Genomic DNA, 20,641 nt, shown 5'->3' with positions numbered 1-20,641 from the left:
CATTCCCCGCGATGGTCAGGCGTGCTTGGCCATCCACTCCTCGAGCACCGGCGCGATCTTGTTGCGCCACTTGCTGCCATTGAAGATGCCGTAATGCCCGGCCCCTTCGGCCATCAGATATTTCTTCTTCGCCGCCGGCAGCTTGGTCGCGATGGTCAGTGCCGCCTTGGTCTGGCCCAGCCCTGAAATATCATCGCGTTCGCCCTCGATCGCGAGGATCGCGATATCGGTGATCGCCGCTGGATCCACCGTGCGGCCGCGATGCGTCATGATGCCCTTGGGCAGGGCATGGTCCTGGAACACCACATCGATCGTCTGCAGGTAGAATTCGGCGGTCATGTCGCAGACCGAGCGATATTCCTCGTAGAAATCCTTGGTCGCGTCGGCGCCTTCGTCATCGCCCTGGACGAGATGTTTGAACATCTCCCAATGCGACATCATGTGGTTGCCGAGATTCATCGTCATGAAACCGGCAAGCTGAAGGAAGCCGGGATAGACGCGGCGGCCGGCGCCGGGATAGGTCGCCGGGATCGTCGCGATGACATTCTGTTCGAACCACGCATAGGGCCGCTCGGTCGCCAGCGTGTTGACTGCGGTCGGCGCTTCGCGCGTGTCGATCGGGCCGCCCATCATGGTCAGCGTCTTGGGACGGTTGGGATGCTTGTCCGCGCTCATCAGGCAAGCCGCGGCATAGCAGGGCACGGACGGCTGGCAGACGGCGAGCATATGCGGGCGCTCACCGTCTCCCGAGGTACCGATCACGTCGAGGAATTCGACGATATAATCGATATAATCGTCAAGATCGAACCGGCCATCGGCGAGCGGCACCAGCTTCGCGTCGCGCCAGTCGGTGATGTAGACATCGGCGACCGGCAGCATGCGCTCCACTGTGCCGCGCAACAGCGTGGCATAATGGCCCGACATCGGCGCGACGATCAGCAGCTTGGGGCCGCCCGTCATGCCCTCGCGCGCGAAGCGCTTGAGCTGGCCGAACGGCTTGCGCAGCACGACTTCCTCGACCACCGGCACGGTGCGTCCGTCGATGACGGTGTGATCCAGTCCGAAAGCGGGCTTGCCGCGCGGCGCGGATGCGTGAGCGAAAACCTCGAGCGCGGAGCCCAGAATCGGACCCCCGCCGAAATAGGCGAAGGGATTCGCCGGATTCGACAGCATTCCGGCGCTGAAATCGGCAAAGGCGCTCGCCCCCGCGAGCATCGAACGCTGCATTTCATAGGCATTATAGAGCATGGACGCCCCTATCGGGTGAAATCGGTTACCTTAAACATCTACGCATAGTGGTGCAGTGCAGCACTGGCAATCAATACCCTTGCAAATGCGACAAATCCCCCGCCCCATGGACAGCTTGCCCCGTTGAGAGACGGCCCGCGTCCTGCTAGGCGCTGGAGATGGCCGACTCCGCCCCCCAAATCGCTCCCCCCGACACGCCCGCCAAGCCGCCGGAGAAGCGCCGCCTGGGCGATCTGGCGATGGTGTGGCATCACGCGTCGCGCTATCCGCGCCAGATCGCCATTGCCGGCCTTGCACTGATCACGACATCGGCAGCGACGATTGCCATACCCTATGGTTTCCGGCGGGTCATCGATCACGGCTTTGTGCCCGGCCATGCCGAGGCGGTCGCGTCGTCTTTTCATTATCTGCTGATGATTGTCGTGGTGCTCGCCATCGCCACCGCGGTACGGTTCTACTATGTTTCGTGGCTCGGCGAACGCGTCGTGGCCGATATCCGCGCCGCGGTGCAGAGCCACCTCCTCACCCTGACGCCGCGCTTCTTCGAAGAGAATCGCCCGTCCGAGATCGCATCGCGACTCACATCCGACACCACATTGATCGAGCAGGTGGTCGGCACGACCGTGTCCGTGGCTCTCCGCAACAGCTTCACCGGCGTCGGTGGATTGATCTACCTGTTCGCCATCTCGCCCAAGCTCGCGGGTATGCTGATGCTGGGTATTCCGGCGATCATCCTGCCGATCACACTGCTCGGTCGCCGCATCCGCAATCAATCGCGCACTTCGCAGGATCGCGTCGCCGACGTCGGGTCGATCGCGACCGAGACGCTCGGTGCGATGAAGATCGTGCAGGCGTTCGGGCAGGAACAGCGTGAAGCCACGCGCTTCGCCGATGCGGTCGCGGCGACCTTCGCTGCCGCGCGGCGTCGGATCGCCTTGCGCGCCGTGATGACCGCGATCGTCATCTGCATGATCTTCGGGTCGATCACGCTGGTGCTGTGGGAAGGCGCGATCGACGCTGCCGCCGGGCGGATCAGCGGCGGATCGATCGCTGCATTCGTACTGACCGGCGCGATCGTCGCCGGCGCGTTCGGCGCGCTGACCGAAGTCTATGGCGACCTGCTGCGCGGGGCTGGCGCGGCCGGGCGGCTCGGCGAACTGCTCGCCGAACGGCCGGAGATTGCGGCGCCCGCCAACCCGACGCCCCTGCCCGTGCCGGCACGTGGCGCGATCGAGTTCGATCATGTCCGCTTCCATTATCCCACCCGCCGTGAAGTCTCCGCGCTGGCCGATTTCTCGCTGGCGATCGCGCCGGGCGAAACGGTCGCGGTGGTCGGCCCATCGGGCGCGGGCAAGACGACCCTGTTCCAGCTGATCCAGCGTTTCTACGATCCCGATGGTGGCGAGATCCGCATGGACGGTGTCCCTCTGCCCCAGGCCGACCCGGCCGAAGTCCGCCGCCGCATCGCCATGGTGCCGCAGGAAACAGTGATCTTCGGCGCGTCGGCACGCGACAATTTGCGCTACGGCAAATGGGAAGCGGGCGACGATGAGCTGTGGGCGGCCGCCGAAGCCGCCAATGCTGCCGAATTCCTGCGCAAACTGCCCGAGGGCCTCGACACTTTCATGGGCGAAGGCGGCGCGCGCCTGTCCGGCGGCCAGCGCCAGCGCGTGGCGATCGCGCGCGCGCTGCTGCGCGATGCGCCGATCCTGCTGCTCGACGAAGCGACCAGTGCGCTCGATGCCGAGAGCGAGCGGCTGGTCCAGGACGCGCTTGAACGGCTGATGGAGCAGCGCACCACGTTGGTCATCGCCCACCGCCTTGCCACCGTTCGGGCGGCGAAGCGGATCATCGTGATGAGCGACGGCCAGATCGTCGAGAGCGGCACGCATAGCGGGCTGATCGGGCAGAACGGGCTCTATGCCCGGCTGGCGAGCTTGCAGTTCAGCGAAGCGGCCTAGGACGGATCGGCCGTCGGCGACGCGCCGCTTCTTATTTCAGTATCCCGATTCAAGAGCGGCGCGGAGCATGGCAGCACGAGGCCGGACGAAAGGCTGCAAAGCCCCCGCCCCGCTCTTTCTCATGACTGGAAATATTGAGAGGCTCGGCGCTGGCTGTTCCGACCAGAACAGCCAGCATCCTTGGCTGTTAGCTGGCTGTTATGCTGGCTGTTACCTGGCTGTTACTGGAAAACAGCCAGACCGGGCATAAGCCGTTGATAATGAGCCACAAAGCCGACCCCAGAATCCAACTTAACAGCCAGCAAAATTAGCTTTCCGAAATAACAGCCAGGAACAGCCAGAAATTCGCTCCGCCATTGGCCGCCGCTGGGGGCCCGGGGGTAGTCGCGGGACTGGATGTACTCTGGTCAATACCCTCTCAAAATAAGCTCATGCCGCACTTGTTCCGGCATTCACCGTGCCGCAAGATGCGCCGTCGCCATTCGCGCGACGGGCCCCGGAACCAGTCCGGGGTGACGATTCTGGAGAGAATGACATGGCCCGCGACTTCGATATCATCGTGTACGGTGCCACCGGATTCACCGGCCGCCTGGTGGTCGAATATCTCATCCAGACCAACACCCCGCGCTGGGCGATGGCCGGCCGGTCGCTGACCAAGCTGCAGGAAGTTCGCGACGAGGTTGGAGCGCCGGCCGATACGGTGCTGATCGCCGCCAATTCCGACGATCCCGCGACGCTGAAGGCGATGTGCGAACGGACTCAGGTCGTGCTGACCACCGTCGGCCCGTACCAGCTATACGGCAATGACCTGGTCGCTGCCTGTGCCGAGACCGGCACCGACTATGTCGACCTGTGCGGCGAGCCGGCCTGGATGCGCCATATGATCGACGCGCATCACGAAACCGCCAAGCGCAGTGGTGCCCGGATCGTGCTCAGTTGCGGTTTCGATTCGATCCCGTTCGATCTCGGCGTGCTGACCCTGCAGGAAGCGGCGAAGGCCAAATATGGCAAACCTGCGCCGCGCGTGAAATGCCGGGTGCGCAAGATGCAGGGTGGTGCTTCGGGCGGGACCGTCGCAAGCCTGAAGGCGACGCTGGCCGCGACCGCCCGGGATCCGTCGATCCTCGGCCTGCTGGTCAACCCGTTCGCGCTGACGCCGGGCTTTACTGGTCCGAGCCAGCCCAAGGGTCTGCTGCCCGAATATGACCGCACGATCGAGGCCTGGGTCGCACCGTTCATCATGGCGCCGATCAACACCAAGAATGTCCACCGCACCAATTTCCTGCTTGGCCAGAGCTATGGCGCCGACTTCGTCTATGACGAGATGATGGTGGCGCCGGGCATCGGTGACATGGGCAAGGCGGCGGCCGAAGCGATCGCCCGGATCAATCCGCTGGCCAGCGACAAGGGCCCGAAGCCGGGGGAAGGCCCCTCGAAGGAGGAACGCGAGAACGGCTATTACGACGTGCTGTTTGTCGGCGAAATGCCCGACGGCACGCGGATCGACGCCGTGGTCACCGGCGACCGCGATCCCGGCTATGGCTCGACCAGCAAGATGATCTCGGAAGCCGCTCTGTGCCTGGTTCATGATGTGTCGAGCGGCAGCGATAAGGGCGGCGGCATCTGGACGCCGGGCGCGCTGATGGGCGATGCGCTGCGCAAGCGGCTGATTGAGCGCGCGGGGCTGACCTTTACGGCCGGGTGAGCTGACAAGATCGGCATAACGCAGAACGGCCCTGCCCTCCTTCGCTCATGATAGCCGTCAACTGCGATAGAAAAGCATCGCGATACCCGCAACGGAAAGCGCCAGAACAAGGGAGGTCAACACCATGCGCCGGCTCAGCGCCTCGGCATCCGCGAGTGCTGCGGGAACGTTATACCAGTAACGGTTCGCACCAACCTTACGCACGATACCCTTCGCTTGCAGTTGCGCGAAGGCGCGCCGATCGCGCGGCGCCGGGACATGTTCGATCGCATCGCCGGGCGTGATCGCGTGTCGCGCCAGGAAGATTTCCGCTGTCCTCCCGCGTACACGCACCCCGACGCGGCTGCCATCGCGCGCAATCATCTTTTGCGCCCCTGATGCCGGACATTGGCTGGTCGTCCGCGCCGCTTGATTACCCGCGCAGGTTTCACATCACGCTCCGGCGCCGCACCTTTACCGTCGACCATCTCGAAGCGCAGCGCACCCGACACCGGGTTTGCCTCGGCCAGGCGCAACTGTAGGCGCTGGCCGCTGGCATATTCAGTGCCGCTATGCTCGCCGACCAGCTTGCGAGCGACCTCGTCGAAGCGGAAATATTCGCCGCCGATGTCACGCACCGGCATCAGGCCGTCGCCGCCGATCCCCTCGACGGTTGCGAAGAAGCCGAAATTGGTCACCCCGGTGATGCGCGTCTCGACCACTTGCCCGACGCGCTCGGCTAGGAAGGCCGCGACATAGCGGTCGATCGTGTCGCGCTCAGCTTCCATCGCGCGGCGTTCGGGCGCGGAGATGCCCTCGCCGATCCGCTCCATGCCCGCAGCCTCGCCCTCGGTCAGTCCGCCAGGGCCGAGTTTATAGGCGCTGACCAAAGCGCGGTGGACGATCAGGTCTGCATAGCGACGGATCGGCGAGGTGAAATGCGCATAGCTGCCCAAAGCGAGGCCGAAATGCCCGTGATTGGCCGGCGCATAATAGGCCTGAGTCTGAGTACGCAGCACTTGCTCCATCACTTGCTGGCGGAAATCGACCTCGCCGACCCGATCGAGGATATGATTGAAAGTTGCCGGGCGCACGACCTGGCCAAGTGCGAATTCGACGCCGAAGGTCTTGAGGTAATCCTTGAGCGCGACCAGCTTCTCGCGGCTCGGCTCCTCATGCACACGGTACATGACCGGCGCCTTTTTCGCCTCGAGCGCCTTGGCTGCCGCGACATTGGCGGCAATCATGTAATCCTCGATCAGCTTGTGCGCGTCGAGCCGCTCGCGCGGCGCGACCGACATGATCCGGCCCTTCTCGTCGAGTACCACGCGGCGTTCCGGCAAATCGAGATCGAGCGGGCTGCGCTTTTCCCGCGCCTTATAAAGCGCACGCCAGCACGCCCAAAGCGGCTTGAGCGCGGCTTCGGTCAGCGGATGCTCGATCTCGCCATCGATCGCCGCCTGGGCGTCCTCATAGGCGATATTGGCGGCGATCCGCACCACTGCGCGGGTGAAGCGCCATGATTTCAGCTCGCCCGATTTGCCGATCTGCATATGGCAAACCAGCGCGCCACGATCCGCGCCTTCCTTGAGTGAACACACGTCTGCCGACAACACCTCGGGCAGCATCGGTACGACGCGGTCGGGGAAATAGACCGAATTGCCGCGCCGCCGCGCTTCGCGGTCAAGATCGGATCCGGGGCGGACATAGAAGCTGACATCGGCGATCGCGACGATCGCTTTCCACCCGCCGTCATTCTTCGGATCGTCGTCTTTCGTCGCCCACACCGCGTCGTCATGGTCGCGCGCATCGGCCGGATCGATCGCGACGATCGGGACGTGGCGCAGATCCTCGCGGTCATCGCCGAGTGGCGTTTTAGCGACCTTCTCGGCGCCCTCGATCGTCTCGGGCGAAAAGACCGTGGGGATGCCGAGCTTGTGGATCGCAATCAGCGAGAAGCTACGCGGCGCGAAGGGATCGCCCAGCACTTCGGTGACGCGCGCAGTGATGCGTGGCGGACGGCCGGCCTTCTCCGCCAGCACGAGGTCGCCGGCCTTGCCCTCGCCCGCGTCAGAAACCTGGAATTCGCGACGCTCCTTCTTTTCGACCCCCTGCAGCCAGAGCTTGCTCCCCTCCTGCCGCAGCACGCCGAGGATCAGTTCCTCACCCCGGGCGAGCGTCTTCATCGGATGCGCGATCCAGCCGTTTCCGGCCTCTTCGGTGCGGGCTAGGATACGGTCGCCCACCCCCAGCGCGCCGCGCTTGCGTTCGCGGACGCGCAGCCGCGGTGCCGGTGTCTCGGCGTGCCAATTCTCCGGCACAGCCCAGACATTGCCGCCGTCGTCGGCATCGACGATGCGCAGCACGGTCACCTTGGGCACGCCGCCCATCTTGTGGAAAGCGCGGCCGGGGGCACTGTCGATCAGCCCTTCATCCGCCATGTCCTTGAGCATCGCCTTGAGCGTGATCTTCTGCTGTGCGGTCAGGCCGAACGCCTTGGCGATCTCGCGCTTGCCCGCCGGCGTGCGCGAGGTGGCGATGAAATCGAGGATCTGCTCGCGCGTCGGCAGGCCGGGGGCTGGTTTAGGCATGGCCCAGAGATAGAGGCTGGCGCGCGCTACGCCAGTTTTTCCTGCCCTCGCTTGAGCATCACCCCGGCGCGCCAGTAATGAAAGATCGCCCAGGGCGTCGCGGCGACGGCGGTGATCAGCGCCCAGCGCAGCGATTCTTCCTTGCCGACCAGAGGCGTCAATGCATCGCTCAACACGCCGATCATCGTTGGCCCCAGTCCAAGCCCGACCAGGTTGATGATCAGCAAGGTGATCGCCGCCCACATCGCCCGCATCCGCAAGGGCGCCAATCCTTGCAGCATAGCAAATGTCGGGCCGAGATAGCTATTGGCGAACAGCATGTTGAACACATAAGCAGCAATCGCGACCGCCGGGATATCGGTGGTGAAGAACAATATGGTGAACGGCAGCGCCGCGCATTTAAGCAGACCGATCATCCAGCTTTGCGCATGGATGCCCCAGCGCTTTGCCGCCCAATCGGCGACGCGACCACCACCGACCCCGGACACCGTACCAATGATCGCGGCGATCGGTGCCACGATCAGCGCAACCTGGCCAACGGAGAAGCCGAGCGATCGTTGCAGATAACTTGGCCCCCAATAGGCCGTCGCATAACCGATCAGCGAAGTCAGAGTCACCGCCAGCACCAGATGCCGTGCCGCGGCATTACGCCACATATCGGCAAAGGCCGACCAAATGCTCGGCATCTGGCTGCTGTCCGCAACTCGAGCCGCGTCCGACAGTCCACGTTTGGGCTCGACCACGAACAGGCGAACGAGCACCGCCAGCAGGATGCCGGGAATACCAATCGCGATGATCGCGACGCGCCAGCCATATTGGCTCGCGAGCCAACCACCGATCATCGTTCCGAAACCACCGCCTAGCACAACACCGAGCGAATAGATCGCCATTGCACTGGCGCGCTTCTCGACCGGATAGAGATCGGCAATGATTGAGTGGCTCGGTGGGCTCGACCCTGCCTCGCCAACGCCAACGCCGATCCTCGCAAGCAACAGCTGGAGAAAATTCTGCGCCAGTCCGCACAACGCGGTCATCGCACTCCATAAGGCAAGCGATACGGCGATAATGTTGCGACGATTGGCTCGGTCGGCCAAGCGCGCAACAGGAATGCCGAGGCCTGCGTAAAATAGCGCAAAGGCCAGCCCGCCAAGCATGCCCATCTGCGTATCGGAAAGCTTGAGGTCGGCCTTGATCAACTCAACCAGGATCGCAAGGATCTGCCGGTCCATATAGCTGAAGAAATAGGTCAGGGTGAGCAACGCGAGGGTCAGCGTGCGGCGACGCAGCGCCAATGTGTCGTCGAGCTCGGGGTGGCTCGCGGCGGATATAGGCATGAAGGCTCCGGTACGCTGGAGATCGAAAACAAACCCGCCGCCCGGAGGACCGGACGGCGGGCGGGAGGTTACTCAGCCCATATCGGCACGGGCAAGCCGGGCACGATCAGAACTTGCCGCGCAGCGTCACGCCATAGGTGCGCGGTTCGGCAAGGAACTGCGACAGGAGCTGACGTCCCCCGGGATATTGCGGATCCTGGAAGGCGGCACTGCTCCCGCCCTGCTGGAACGGCGAGTTGAAGGCGACCTGGGCATAATTCTGGTTGAAGATGTTCTGACCCCAGAATTCGACTGCCCAGTGCTCGTTCGGGCCGCGAATGCCGACCCGCGCATTTACCAGCGCGAAGCCGTCCTGCTCCTTTTGCGGGAACAGGTCGGAGCCGGTATTATAGTCGCTCGACATGCGCGTATCGACGTAGAACAGTGCGGAAAGGCCGGTGCTGCCGATGTCCGGCGTCCAGGCCGCCGATCCGGTCACCACCACCTCGGGCGCGTTCGACAGATTGTCGCCGGGCAGCTTGCGGAGCGCCTGGTTGAGCGGCGCACCGGCATTGTTGCCAACCAGATTTTCGCGATACTTGGTCTTGGCATAGGTCAAGCCGGCCGAGACGCGGAAGTTGCGCGCCGGCACCAGCGAGGCCTCCAGTTCGACGCCCTGCGAGACCACGCCATAACCGACATCGTCCGTTGCGCACCGCCCCGTGGTGGTGGCTGCCGCATTATAATTTGGCGCGCTCGGGAACGTGCTCTGATCGCGATCAGCGCCATTCAAGCTGGTGCTGCAGCCATTGATGTTCTGCACGATGAATACCGCACCGTCGAAGGTGTTCAGCTGGAAGCTCTTGAACTCCTGTCGAAAGCCGGCGATCGACAGGCTGAATGGCCGGGTCGAATATTTCGCGCCGATTTCATAGGCCGTGACCTTTTCCGGTTCGAACTGCAGATTGCTGACCAACGCCTGCGCGCCACCGACCGCGGCAAAGGTGGTGGTCGGCAACGGCGAGGTGGCGGTCGGCGCCACGATCGGCGACTTCAGTGCGGAACGATCGAAGTTGAAACCGCCCGCCTTGTAGCCGCGCGAATAACTCGCATAGAGCATCAGATCGTCGATCGGCTTCCATGACAGGATCGCGGTGCCGGTAAACTCATCCTCGTGCCGCTTGTCGCTGATGCTGACGCCATTGAGTTCCGCGGTCGCATTGCCCTGACAACCCAGGCCGATCAGCCCCGCGGCAAGCGCCCGCCTCGTGGCGTCGGGCTGGCCCATATTGGGTCCGCTGGGGATGACGGCGATGAGATCGTCGGTCAGCGTCGATTGCAGCGCGACGCAGCCGGTATTGTCGTTGCCGAAGGTCGCCGAGAAGCGCTTGCGCTCGTCCGTGTAGCGAAGGCCCAGGGTCAGATCGACCTTGTCGGTGACGTGGATGATGTTGTGCGTGAACACTGCGAAACTGCGGCTATTCTGGTTGTAGCGGTCGACGGTCGATCCACGATCGTTGATGCCGTCGAGCGTCATGAAGCCCGCCGCCACATCGGCGCCACCGACCGCGGCAAGCGTCGCCGGACCGACGCCAGGCGCAACGCAGCCCGGGCTGGTCGGCGAATAGAGCCCGGCAAGGCCGCCGCCGGAGATGATGCGACATGTCGCGAAGCGGCCATATTGGCTGCCGAAGCGCAAATTGCTCTTGCCGCGGAACTTCTCGTCCGCAAAAAAGCCGCCGATCAGCCAGTCGAGTTTGTCGTCGAAGGCGCTGCCCTGCAGGCGGATTTCCTGCGTGAAGGTCTTGAACGCGCGGCGGTTGTTGCCGTTGTTGGCGTTGTAGAGGATATCGACCGAACTATAGTCCGTATCGGTCCCCTGCTCGGAGAAATAGTCGCGATAGGCAGTGATCGACGTCAAATTGACGCCGCCCAGATCCCAGTCGAGTTGACCGGAAATGCCCCAATCCTGCGTCGTGCCGTCATAAGTCCGTCCGCGCGACACCGAGATGTTGCGCGAATAGCCCTGATTGTACGCACCGAGATTCTGCCCGAGATCGCGCAGCACGTTGACGATATTGTTGCCGTTGGGAAGACCGGTTGTCAGCGGCGTCGCCGGATTGTTGAGATTGCCGATGAACGGATTGACGCTGCGATCGACATAGGTCGCGCCGCAACATGCCTCGGTGCGGCGGCTGAAATCGCCGATCAGCCGGAAGCTCAGGTCCGACGACGGCTCGAACAGCAATTGGCCGCGGACGAAATAACGGTCGCGGTTGTTGACCCGCGTATCGTTGGTCGCGTCCTTGTAGAACCCGTCGCGCTTGACGAAAACACCGTCGATCCGCGCCGCGATCTGTTCGGAAATCGGACCGGTCACGCCGGCGGCGAGACGGATAAAATCATAATTGCCATAGGTCGCTTCTGCGGTTCCGCCAAAGGTAAAGGACGGTTTCTTGCTGACGATGCTGATCAGGCCGGCAGACGAGTTGCGGCCGCCGAGCGTGCCTTGCGGCCCGCGCAGTACTTCGATCCGCTCGATTTCGCCGAGCTCATTGAGCCCGATGCCGGAACGCGAACGGTACACGCCATCGATAAACACCACGACCGAGCTTTCGAGGCCGGGATTGTCACCGACCGTGCCGATGCCGCGGATACGGGGCGAGCCATTGGCTTCCGAGCCGGTCGAGGAAACGAGCAGCGAGGGCGCCAGCTGGTTCAGCTGGCGAATGTCGTTGGCGCCGGAATTCTGCAGCGATTCCGACGTGACAGCCGAAATCGCGACCGGCACATCGGCCAGCGCCTGGGCACGGCCCTGCGCGGTCACGACGATGTCGTTGCTGGTATCTTCGGCCTGTTGATCCTGCGCGACGGTATCCGCCGCGGCGGGCGCATCCTGCGCCAATGCCGGCGTCGCCAGTCCCAGAGCCAGGACCGCAAAGGCGCACGCCGACATGTATTGCTTCTTGAGCATCTCTATCTCCCGTTAGGCCGAAACGCTGATCGGTTCCGTACCCCACACTCGAATAGATAGAGAGACTTCCGTTACGTCAAGCAGAACCCGCACCGTCACGCCCTCTTGCCAAGGGCTGTTGCCAAAAAGTCATACCGGTAGAAACATCCGGGTCGGCCAGAACGAGTATTCGAATTTATCGAAAACTTGCTAAATCGGGACGGCATCGCCGCCGTCCCGTCCGCGTTCTCAATAGCCGTTGAGCCGCGCGAAGCGTTCGCGGTGATAGGCGGCGTTGCCCCACATCATCTCCAGCACATAAGCGCGCTTGAGGTAGAAGCCGGCGTCATGTTCGTCCGTCATGCCGATCCCGCCATGGAGCTGAACCATCTCGCGGCTGACGAGGTGCAGCGTATCGCTCATGATCGCCTTGGCCAGGCTGACCGCCTGGTCGATATCGGACCGGCCGGCATCGATCGCTTCAAGCGCGCCCTCGACCGCCGAACGCGCCAGTTCGAGCTCAGTGAACATCTTGGCCATGCGATGCTGCAGTGCCTGGAAACTTGCCAGCGGCTGGCCGAACTGGACGCGGACCTTGAGATAGTCATTGGTCACCGCGAATGCCTGCTCCGCCATGCCGAGCATTTCCGCACAGAGCGCGGCGGTCGCGCGATCAATCACCTTGGCGGTCAGTTCGGTACCGCCGAGCTTCTCTGCCGTCGCGCCGTCGAAGCTGACCTGGGCGTGGCTACGCGCATCCGCCATATGCCGCGGCGACCGCGTCACGCCGGCATCGCCCGACACGAGATACAGGCCATCGGCCGCAGACACGACGAACAGCTGCGCGCTGTCCCCTTCCGCGACGAATTGCTTGGTGCCGGCCAGCTTTCCGCCCGAAACGGTGGTGGCGACCTTTGCCGGATCATGCACCGGCCCTTCATCGATCGCCAGCGTCGCAACCACCTCGCCGGCGGCAATCTTCGGCAGCCATTCGGCCTTGACCGCCTCATTGTCGCCAAGCGCAATCGCGGTCGACGCGGCGGCAGTCGCAGCCAGCGGCGATGCGGTCAGATTGCGGCCCAGTTGCTCAAGCACCAGACCAAGCGAGAGATAGCCGAACGCCGACCCGCCATGTTCTTCGGGGACGACCACCCCGGCCCAGCCCATCTGGCCGATTGCGGACCAGGTGCCGGCATCGAAACCGGCGGCCGGCGCGGCGTCGCGCATCTTGCGGAAGGCCGTGACGGGCGCTTCATTGTCCGCCCATTCGCGCGCCATGTCGCGCAGCATCGTCTGTTCGTCGTTGAGTACGGCCATTGTCTTAACTCCCTCTGCCCGGCGGGAAGGGTTGGAGAGAGGGACAGTGTGTCCCACTGCCCTCTCCGCACTGCCCCTCTCCCGGCGTCGCTTCGCTTGCCTGCCCTCTCCCCGGCGGGGAGAGGGCTAGAAACTATTGATGATCCAACATGCCAAGGATGCGCTTGGCGATGACGTTGTTCTGGATCTCGCTCGACCCGCCGTAGATCGACACCGCCTTGCCCCACAGCCAGGTGCGGGTCTGAGTCAGCTCGTCCTCGGTGAAGCCCTCGCCTTCCCAGCCAAGGCCGTTCATGCCCATGATCTCGATCGCCAGCTCGGCCCGGTCCTGCGTGATGCGCGCGCCGACATTCTTCATGATCGATGTCGCCGCCGAGGGCCCTTGGTTCGACTTCGCCTCCAGCGCGGCGCGGCGCAACGTCAGCGAAAAGGCGCGCAGGTCCATTTCGTGCCGCACGATGCGCATGCGCAGGTCGCTGTCGGTGATGCGGCCCTGTTCGTCGGTACCGCGATATTCCTTCGCCAGCGCACTGACCGGCTTGCCAGCGAACATCCGTCCCGCCGCGGAGCCGCCGCCCGACAGATTCTGCCGCTCATGCTGCAACAGGCGCTTGCCGATCGTCCAGCCCTCGCCCTCGCGTCCGACCAGATTTTCCTTCGGCACCTTCACATCGCTGAAGAATGTTTCGCAGAAAGGCGACGAGCCGGAGATCAGCCGGATCGGCTTCACCTCGACGCCCGGGCTGGTCATGTCGATCAGCAGGAAGCTGATCCCTTCATGCTTTTTCGATTTGTCGGTGCGCACCAGCGCGAAGCATTTGTCGGCCCATTGCCCGCCCGAGGTCCAGGTCTTCTGGCCGTTGACGACATAATGGTCGCCCTTGTCCTCAGCGAACATCTGCAGCGAAGCGAGATCCGATCCCGCGCCGGGCTCGGAATAGCCCTGGCACCAGCGCACCTCGCCCTTGGCGATCGCGCGGATATGCTCGTTCTTCTGCGCTTCATTGCCATATTCGAGCAGGGTCGGGCCGAACATCATCACGCCCATGCCGCCGATCGGGTTCCACGCGCCGGCGCGGCCCATTTCCTCCTGCAGCACGCGCGCCTGCGCCCGGTCGAGCCCGCCGCCGCCATATTGCGCCGGCCAGGTGGGTACACCCCAGCCCTTGTCGCCCATCGCCTTTTTCCAGGCGGCTTCCTCTGCCGACGCCTCGCTTGGCGCGTCGATCGCCGAGAGCGGGTTGTCCTTGCCTTTCAGTGTGGGCGGGAAGTTCGCGGCAAGCCACTCGCGCGCCTCGGCACGAAAGGCGTCGAGCGGGTTGACGGAAACGTCGAGTTCGGCGGCACTGGCCATAAATCCCCTCCTTCGGGACCGAATCTGAATATCGGGTATGGTCCGCAGTGTGGCACAGATCGCTGGCGAGTGGAAGGGAGGTTGAGGCGGGAGCGGGTAAAGGGATGACCCAAAATCCCATGGTCACCCCGGACCCGTTCCGGGGTCCACCGCCCCGCATCAGAAGACCTCGCAATTTCTGCGGCACGGTGGACTCCGGAACAGGTCCGGGGTGACGGCAATGGTTTGGCGACCGTCCACGCCATCTCCACCTTTGTGACCACCCCACTCACCCGCTAAAGAGCCGCGCAGGGGAGCTAGTCATGCGATTCGAACACCGCGCCGTACCGATCGTCCTTGCCGCGGTGCTGGTCGATACAATCGGCTTCGGCATTGTCATGCCGGTCTTTCCCGAACTGATCACGCACCTCGGCCATGTCGACCTGGAACAGGCGACGCGGATCGCCGGCTATATGCTGGTGGTGTTCGCGTTCACGCAATTCTTCGCCGGGCCAGTGCTCGGCAATCTCAGCGACCGGTTCGGGCGGCGGGTCGTGCTGATTGCCTCGATGCTCGCCTTCTCTGCCGATTATGCGCTGATGGCGGTCGCGCCAACGCTCGCCTGGCTGTTCCTCGGCCGGGCGATCGCCGGGATCGCCGGCGCCGTCTATGGCCCGGCCAGCTCAGTGCTGGCCGATGTCACCCCGCCCGAAAAGCGCGCCGGCGTGTTCGGGTTCATCGGCGCAGCCTTTGGCGTCGGCTTCATCATCGGTCCGGCGATCGGCGGCCTGCTGGCCGATTTCGGACCGCGCGCGCCGTTCGTTGCCGCCGCCGTGCTCGCGTTGCTCAACGCCGTGGCGATGATCGTCGCCATGCCCGAGACGCTCGCGCCGGAAAATCGCCGTCCGTTCCACTTGCGCGACGCGCATATCGTCGGCGCATTCCGCCCGCTGTTCGCCGCCGGCAACGCCGCGCCGCTGCTGCTCGCCTGGTTCTTCTGGCAACTCGCGCACATGGTCTATCCCGCGACCTGGGCGTTCTGGGCGGCGATCCGCTTCCACTGGAGCCCGGCCGAGATCGGCTGGAGCCTGGCCTTTGTCGGACTGATCAGCGTGATCTTCCAGGCCGGCCTGTCGGGCCGGATCATCGCGCGCATCGGCGAGCGGCGCGCGCTCGTGATCGGGCTGGGCAGCGGCGGGCTGACCTTCCTCATCTTCGCCTTCATCACCGCCAGCTGGCAGGCCTATGCCCTGTTCCTGCTCAGCGCCTTTTCGGGGCTGGTCTTCCCGGCGATGAACGGCCTGCTCTCGCGCATGGTCGATGCGACGCGCCAGGGCGCGCTACAGGGCGGGATCGGCAGCATGGGCAGCGTGTCGCAGATCCTCGGGCCGCTGCTGCTCACTCAGGCGCTGGCGACCGGGGTCGATCGGGGTTTTCCCGGCGCCGCGTTCCTGGTCGCGAGCGTGCTGGCGTTGACGGCGCTCGGCACGATCATGTGGAAAGTGCTCGACCGCGTGCCGCCGCCGGAGCCGGTTGCGTAGGGTCTAAGCCGTTCTATAAAGTTCCTATGGTGTCTACCGCATCCCCCGACCCCTTCTACGTCGAGGCAGAATGCTGCCTACTTTGCGGCGTTCCAGAACACATCGCCCCCGAGCTGTTCCATACAGGCGAGCATCATTGCTCCTTTATCCGTCAGCCTCACACGTCCAGCGAGATCGATAAAACTGTTGAAGCGATGGCATCGAGCGAAGTCGATTGCATCCGATATCGAGGGGATAACGACGTCATATTGAGGCGGCTCGGCGAAGCCGGACTAGCTGACCTCGTTGATGGCGCGAAAGCGGCCGGCTATTCCGAGTTGCGACGTGATCGGGTGCGTTTTCGTCCGCCCGGATTGTCTGCCGACGGCATGAGCGCGAAAAGTCTGGCATCGGCCTTTCGCCAATATCTTCGCGGTCAATCGGATTTCTCTGGCGTCAACCGCTATAAGGTCATGCCAGCCACATTATGGCCACGCACCGTCACTCTTTCGTGGTTCGAATGGAATTTCCATTCGGTCATTTTTGAAGCCTCGCTCATCAATGAATTAAGAGTGATTTCTCTGAAGCCTGCTTTTCCTGACGCGCTCAAGGGCCTTGCGCGAATCTTGGACGACTGGCTTCGAGCAGCGCAAAAATATCAGGAGATTGAGTGGCTGACCGCCGCCCAACTTAGTCTCGGTGGGAAAGGCTTCCATTCACCCTATTAACGACAGCGCCGCATCAGCTTAATCCCCCCGCGCGAGTTCACGCCCCCGCCGGATTCTCCGCGCCGACGGGATAAGTACCGTGCCCGCTTCTCACCTTGTCACCATCGAAGATCAGCACTTCGCTGACCGATACGCCCTTCTGGTTGCGATACTGGATGACGATCGTGTCCACCCCGGCAAAGACCTGCTCGACCGTAAAGTGCAGGTCGGGAATGCGCCGTAACCCCTCTGCCCAATAGGCGCGCAGCGCCTCTTTCGCGCGCACTTCACCGCGCGTCTCAGGCAGGATCGCAGCGGCGATCGGCGAAGTGAACACCACATCGTCATGAAAATGACTCAGGACGCGCTCGAGATCATGCGCATTCCAAGCATCGCACCACTCGGCGGCAAAGCGCGAACTATCCCTCACCCTAAGCCTCCTGTCGCTACGAAACCCGAAGTTCTCACTGCGTATAGGCCTTGACCAGCCTGTACAGGAAGGCGCGTCCATCCATCAGCGACTTGACCCTGATCCGCTCGTTAAGGCCGTGCACGCCCTGCCCGTCGGGATCGGAGAACATCCCCGACACGCCGTAGGTCGGGATGCCGGCGGCGTTGGTGAAACGCCCGTCGGTCGCGCCGGTGGCGAGGCGCGGGATCACCGGCACGCCGGGCCACATATCCTTCGAGATCGCCTCGATCGGCCCCATGATCTGCGGCGTCAGCGGTGGCGCGGGCGATCCGGCCTGGGGTGGATCGGCAAAGCTGACCTTCACTTTATCGCCGCCAAGTTCGGCAAGTCTGGCGAGGATCGTGTCGGCACCTTCGCCCGGGATGATGCGGCAATTGACGTTCGCGCTCACCGATTGCGGCTGCGCATTGGTGGCATGGCCGCCCGAGATCATGGTCGGGATGCAGGTGGTGCGCAGCGTCGCATTCCAGCTCGGGTTCGCCGCCGACACCGCGGCATAATCCGCCTCGCTTGCCTTGCCCGTGCCGATTGCCGCCATTGCCTGAGTCTGGGCGGGATAGAGCGGCGCCGACGCACCGAAATAGGCCTTGGCGGCCGGGGTCAGGTTGACCGGGAAATCATAGGCGTTCACCCGGGCGAGCGCCTCCGCCATCCAGCCGATCGCATTGAAATGTGGTGCCTGGCGCGAGCTGTGCCCGCCCGGCGCGGTCGCGGCGAAGGTGAAGTCCTGATAGACTTTCTCACCCGCCTGGACCCCATTGCTGACCGGCTTGCCCGCCTCGTCCAGCGACCCGCCGCCGCCTTCGTTCAGTGCCCATCCCGCGGCCAGCGCCTCGGGCTTGTTCCTGAGCAGATATTCGACGCCGTTCAGCGCCTTTTCGGTCTCCTCACCACAGGTCAGGGCAAGCTTGATCGTGCGCTTGGGCTTATCTCCTTCCTGCCGAAAGCGGACCAACGCATCGGTGAAGGCCGCCGCCATCGCCTTGTCGTCGGAGGTACCGCGCCCATAGAAATAGCCATTCTCCTCGACCATGGTGAACGGATCGCGAGTCCAGTCGGCACGCTTCGCGGCGACCACATCGATATGAGCAAGCAGCAGCAGCGCGGGCAGCTTCGCGTTGCTGCCGCGCAGGATGGCGGAGAGATTGCCTTCCTTCGGATGCGCCGGATCGACGATCACGGTCACATCCCCGGCCGGATAGCCCGCCGCCTTGAGCCGCGCGCCCATCCGCTCGGCCGCCAGGGTGCAGCTGCCGTCGGGCCAGCTCGAATCCGTCTCGACCAGTTCCTTGTACAGCGCGCGAAAGGCCGGCTCGCCGGCACGGGGATCCGACGGCGCGGCCTGGGCCGGCATCGCGCTGGTGGTGAGCAATGCGGCGAGCGTGATCGACGCGAAATGGCTGCGGGCCTTCATGCTGGGACGGTCCTTTCGGGCTGGTGCGCGCTGCCGGGAATTCGAGTCTGTCAGCGCTGTCGCAGTCTGGCGAAGCGAACCGGGGCCGACAAGCTGGATTGCCGTCGATAGCGGCAAATATTCCGCGAGACACCGGTCAGCCCATTGCTTAGTTATATAAAATAACTAAGATCAAGCCCGTTGTCGCACCGACAATGGGAGAAGATCATGATCATCATCGCCGGCTACACCCGCACCGCCGCTGATGCGCGGGACGACGCCGTGGCGGCTCACGGGCCGATGGTGGCACGGGCGCGAACCCATCATGGCTGCCTGGACATTGCAATCAGCGCGGATGCGATCGATCCGGAGCGGATCAACGTTTTCGAGCGCTGGGAGGATCAGGCCTCGCTCGATGCCTGGCGCAAGATCGCCAATCCGCCAGATATCAGCCGGCGTGAAACCTATGTCAGCCTGTTTCGCACCGACAAGGCGGAAAGCCCGTTCTAATTTCAGAATGCGTTACCACTGACCCCTTCATTGCTTCCCCTGCGCAAGCCGGGGTCCAGGCGGGAAGGCCTTTGTCGCTGAGCGCAAGGGAGCCAGACATCTGCTCCTCGACTGGGCCCCGGCCTTCGCCGGGGAAGACGAGTTGAGATCAGAGCAGTGCGCTCCCGCGGCCATCGACCGACCCTAGATTTCCTTCCCCGGCCGGCGCGACAGGCCGACATCGAGATGCGCACCGGCATCAAGCAACATCGTCTCACCGGTGATCACCCGGCTCGCGGGGTCGAGCAGCATGACGATCGGTCCGGCGATATCATCAGGGCCCGGCGCGATCGCCATTGGCGTCTTCGAGGCGATCTGCGCGTTGAGCGCGGCAAAGCCCACCTCGCCCAGACGCTTCTCGAACCAGCCGGTGCCGACATAGCCCGGCGCGACGGCGTTGACGCGGATCGCTGGAGCGAGCGAACGCGCCAGGCTTTTGGTCATCGTCGTCAGCGCTCCTTTCGACGCGGCATAGGCGACCGAGGATCCGTTGCCGAATACGCCTGCGACCGACGCGACATTGACGACCGCGCTGTGCGGCCCGTCCTTCATCGCGGCGGCACAGGCACGGATCATCTGGAACGGCGCGATCGTGTTGAGTCGGTAGATGTCGATGAAATCCTCGGCCGACAGCGCGTCGAGATCCTCATGGCTGGCGAATTTGGTCCGCCCCGAATTATTGACCAGGAAATCGATCCGCCCAAACGCCTCGAGCGCCGCCGCGGCAAGCGCGCGGCACGCGGCATCCTCGACGATATCGCCCTGCACCGCGATCGCGCCTTCCCCGACTTCGGCCGCGAGCGCCTCGGCGTCGTCGCGGCTCGAAGCATAGTTGATCACGCAGTGGACGCCGCGCTCGGCAAGCCGCCGCACGACCGACGCCCCGATCCCCGTCCCGCCGCCGGTGACGATCGCGACCGAGCCCTTCATCGCGCCGCTCATGCGTCAGCACTCGGGCGCGCGGAGGCGTTGTCGTGCCAGTCGCGAAGCGCTTCCAGCTCGACCGGCATAGAGATCCCGACAAAGCGGGCAAAATCGATCGTCGTCAGTAACACGATATCGGCCATCGAATATCCTTTCCCATCAAGCCAGTCGCGCCCCTGCAGGGCGCGGTCGAATTCCGCCATCGCCGCCAGCACGCGCGGACGCTGGCTTTCACCGAACTCGGTATATTGCGGCTTCACGACACGCGCGGTGAAGGGATGGGTATGCACCCACACCATGGCGAGCGGGACCATCAGCCGCAGCTCGATCCGCCGGGTCCACATATCGACCTCGGCCACGCCCTTCGGCCCCAGCCCGAACATCGGCGGATCGGGATGCATTGCCTCGAAGAAGCGGCAGATCGACACGCTTTCGGTGATCACGCCGCCATCGTCGAGCTTCAGCGCCGGGACTTGGCCAAGCGGATTGACCGCGCGGAACGCCTCACCCTTATGCTCGCCCTTGACGATCGACAGTATCTCGGTGGGAACGCTCAGCCCCTTTTCGGCAAGATAGATGCGTACCCGGCGCGGATTGGGCGCAGGATTGACCGCGTCGTAGAAGAGCATTGTTCCTCACCCCCGGGGTATCGCGTCGACAGATTCGTTTTTCGAAC

16 protein-coding genes are annotated in these 20,641 nt (G+C 63.8%); 5 read left to right on the top strand and 11 right to left on the bottom strand.

The window, feature by feature from the left end:
* Positions 1-15 precede the first annotated feature (15 nt).
* Positions 16-1,248, bottom strand: coding sequence for a polyhydroxyalkanoate depolymerase (locus tag ACRECS_RS21505; protein WP_431585007.1), 1,233 nt, complete (start codon positions 1,246-1,248; stop codon positions 16-18).
* 158 nt (positions 1,249-1,406) lie between these two features.
* On the opposite strand from ACRECS_RS21505, the gene ACRECS_RS21500 reads away from it, so the two are divergent.
* Positions 1,407-3,209: an ABC transporter transmembrane domain-containing protein gene (locus ACRECS_RS21500; RefSeq protein WP_431585006.1), complete on the top strand. Its 1,803-nt coding sequence runs from the start codon at positions 1,407-1,409 to the stop codon at positions 3,207-3,209.
* 535 nt (positions 3,210-3,744) lie between these two features.
* Positions 3,745-4,914: a saccharopine dehydrogenase family protein gene (locus ACRECS_RS21495; protein WP_431585005.1), complete on the top strand. Its 1,170-nt coding sequence runs from the start codon at positions 3,745-3,747 to the stop codon at positions 4,912-4,914.
* Between the two features lie 57 nt (positions 4,915-4,971).
* On the opposite strand, the gene ACRECS_RS21490 is transcribed toward ACRECS_RS21495, so the two are convergent.
* The 6 genes from ACRECS_RS21490 to ACRECS_RS21465 form a co-directional block, all read right to left on the bottom strand.
* On the bottom strand, positions 4,972-5,277 hold the full coding sequence (locus ACRECS_RS21490; RefSeq protein WP_431585004.1) for a hypothetical protein: 306 nt from the start codon (positions 5,275-5,277) through the stop codon (positions 4,972-4,974).
* On the bottom strand, positions 5,274-7,484 hold the full coding sequence (gene rnr, locus ACRECS_RS21485) for a ribonuclease R (RefSeq protein ID WP_431585003.1): 2,211 nt from the start codon (positions 7,482-7,484) through the stop codon (positions 5,274-5,276). Before rnr ends, ACRECS_RS21490 begins: the two co-directional genes overlap by 4 nt.
* A gap of 26 nt (positions 7,485-7,510) precedes the next feature.
* Positions 7,511-8,818: a spinster family MFS transporter gene (locus tag ACRECS_RS21480; protein ID WP_431585002.1), complete on the bottom strand. Its 1,308-nt coding sequence runs from the start codon at positions 8,816-8,818 to the stop codon at positions 7,511-7,513.
* Positions 8,819-8,924: 106 nt separating this feature from the next.
* Positions 8,925-11,771 carry a TonB-dependent receptor gene (locus ACRECS_RS21475; protein WP_431585001.1) on the bottom strand — a complete coding sequence of 949 codons (2,847 nt, stop codon included), beginning with the start codon at positions 11,769-11,771 and terminating at the stop codon, positions 8,925-8,927.
* Positions 11,772-11,999: 228 nt separating this feature from the next.
* Positions 12,000-13,067, bottom strand: coding sequence for an acyl-CoA dehydrogenase family protein (locus tag ACRECS_RS21470; protein WP_431585000.1), 1,068 nt, complete (start codon positions 13,065-13,067; stop codon positions 12,000-12,002).
* A gap of 133 nt (positions 13,068-13,200) precedes the next feature.
* Positions 13,201-14,421 (bottom strand): acyl-CoA dehydrogenase family protein, encoded by a 1,221-nt coding sequence (locus ACRECS_RS21465; RefSeq protein WP_431584999.1) that lies wholly within the window; start codon positions 14,419-14,421, stop codon positions 13,201-13,203.
* Positions 14,422-14,723: 302 nt separating this feature from the next.
* Between ACRECS_RS21465 and ACRECS_RS21460 the strand changes: the two genes are divergently transcribed.
* Together ACRECS_RS21460 and ACRECS_RS21455 are read left to right on the top strand one after the other, a co-directional pair.
* A complete protein-coding gene (locus ACRECS_RS21460; RefSeq protein WP_431584998.1) occupies positions 14,724-15,941 on the top strand; it encodes an MFS transporter in 1,218 nt (405 codons plus the stop codon).
* Between the two features lie 26 nt (positions 15,942-15,967).
* Positions 15,968-16,648, top strand: coding sequence for a ferredoxin (locus ACRECS_RS21455; protein ID WP_431584997.1), 681 nt, complete (start codon positions 15,968-15,970; stop codon positions 16,646-16,648).
* 37 nt (positions 16,649-16,685) lie between these two features.
* On the opposite strand, the gene ACRECS_RS21450 is transcribed toward ACRECS_RS21455, so the two are convergent.
* Entirely contained in the window at positions 16,686-17,057 is a 372-nt protein-coding gene (locus tag ACRECS_RS21450) for a nuclear transport factor 2 family protein (RefSeq protein WP_431584996.1), read from the bottom strand.
* A 34-nt stretch (positions 17,058-17,091) separates the two neighbouring features.
* Positions 17,092-18,513, bottom strand: a complete 1,422-nt coding sequence (locus tag ACRECS_RS21445; RefSeq protein ID WP_431584995.1) for a M20/M25/M40 family metallo-hydrolase — start codon at positions 18,511-18,513, stop codon at positions 17,092-17,094.
* 207 nt (positions 18,514-18,720) lie between these two features.
* Here ACRECS_RS21445 and ACRECS_RS21440 point away from each other — a divergent pair, with 207 nt between their 5' ends.
* A complete protein-coding gene (locus tag ACRECS_RS21440; protein ID WP_431584994.1) occupies positions 18,721-19,002 on the top strand; it encodes a putative quinol monooxygenase in 282 nt (93 codons plus the stop codon).
* Between the two features lie 183 nt (positions 19,003-19,185).
* On the opposite strand, the gene ACRECS_RS21435 is transcribed toward ACRECS_RS21440, so the two are convergent.
* On the bottom strand, positions 19,186-19,983 hold the full coding sequence (locus tag ACRECS_RS21435; RefSeq protein WP_431584993.1) for an SDR family NAD(P)-dependent oxidoreductase: 798 nt from the start codon (positions 19,981-19,983) through the stop codon (positions 19,186-19,188).
* A complete protein-coding gene (locus ACRECS_RS21430) occupies positions 19,980-20,594 on the bottom strand; it encodes a glutathione S-transferase family protein (RefSeq protein WP_431584992.1) in 615 nt (204 codons plus the stop codon). The genes ACRECS_RS21435 and ACRECS_RS21430 overlap by 4 nt, the downstream gene beginning before the upstream one ends.
* Between the last annotated feature and the right edge of the window lie 47 nt (positions 20,595-20,641).

Origin of the sequence: Sphingomonas sp., assembly GCF_050725575.1 — a bacterium.
GTDB lineage: Bacteria > Pseudomonadota > Alphaproteobacteria > Sphingomonadales > Sphingomonadaceae > Sphingomonas.
The sequence above is the reverse complement of the archived record's forward strand: the minus strand, read 5'-3'. Positions and strand labels throughout refer to the sequence as shown.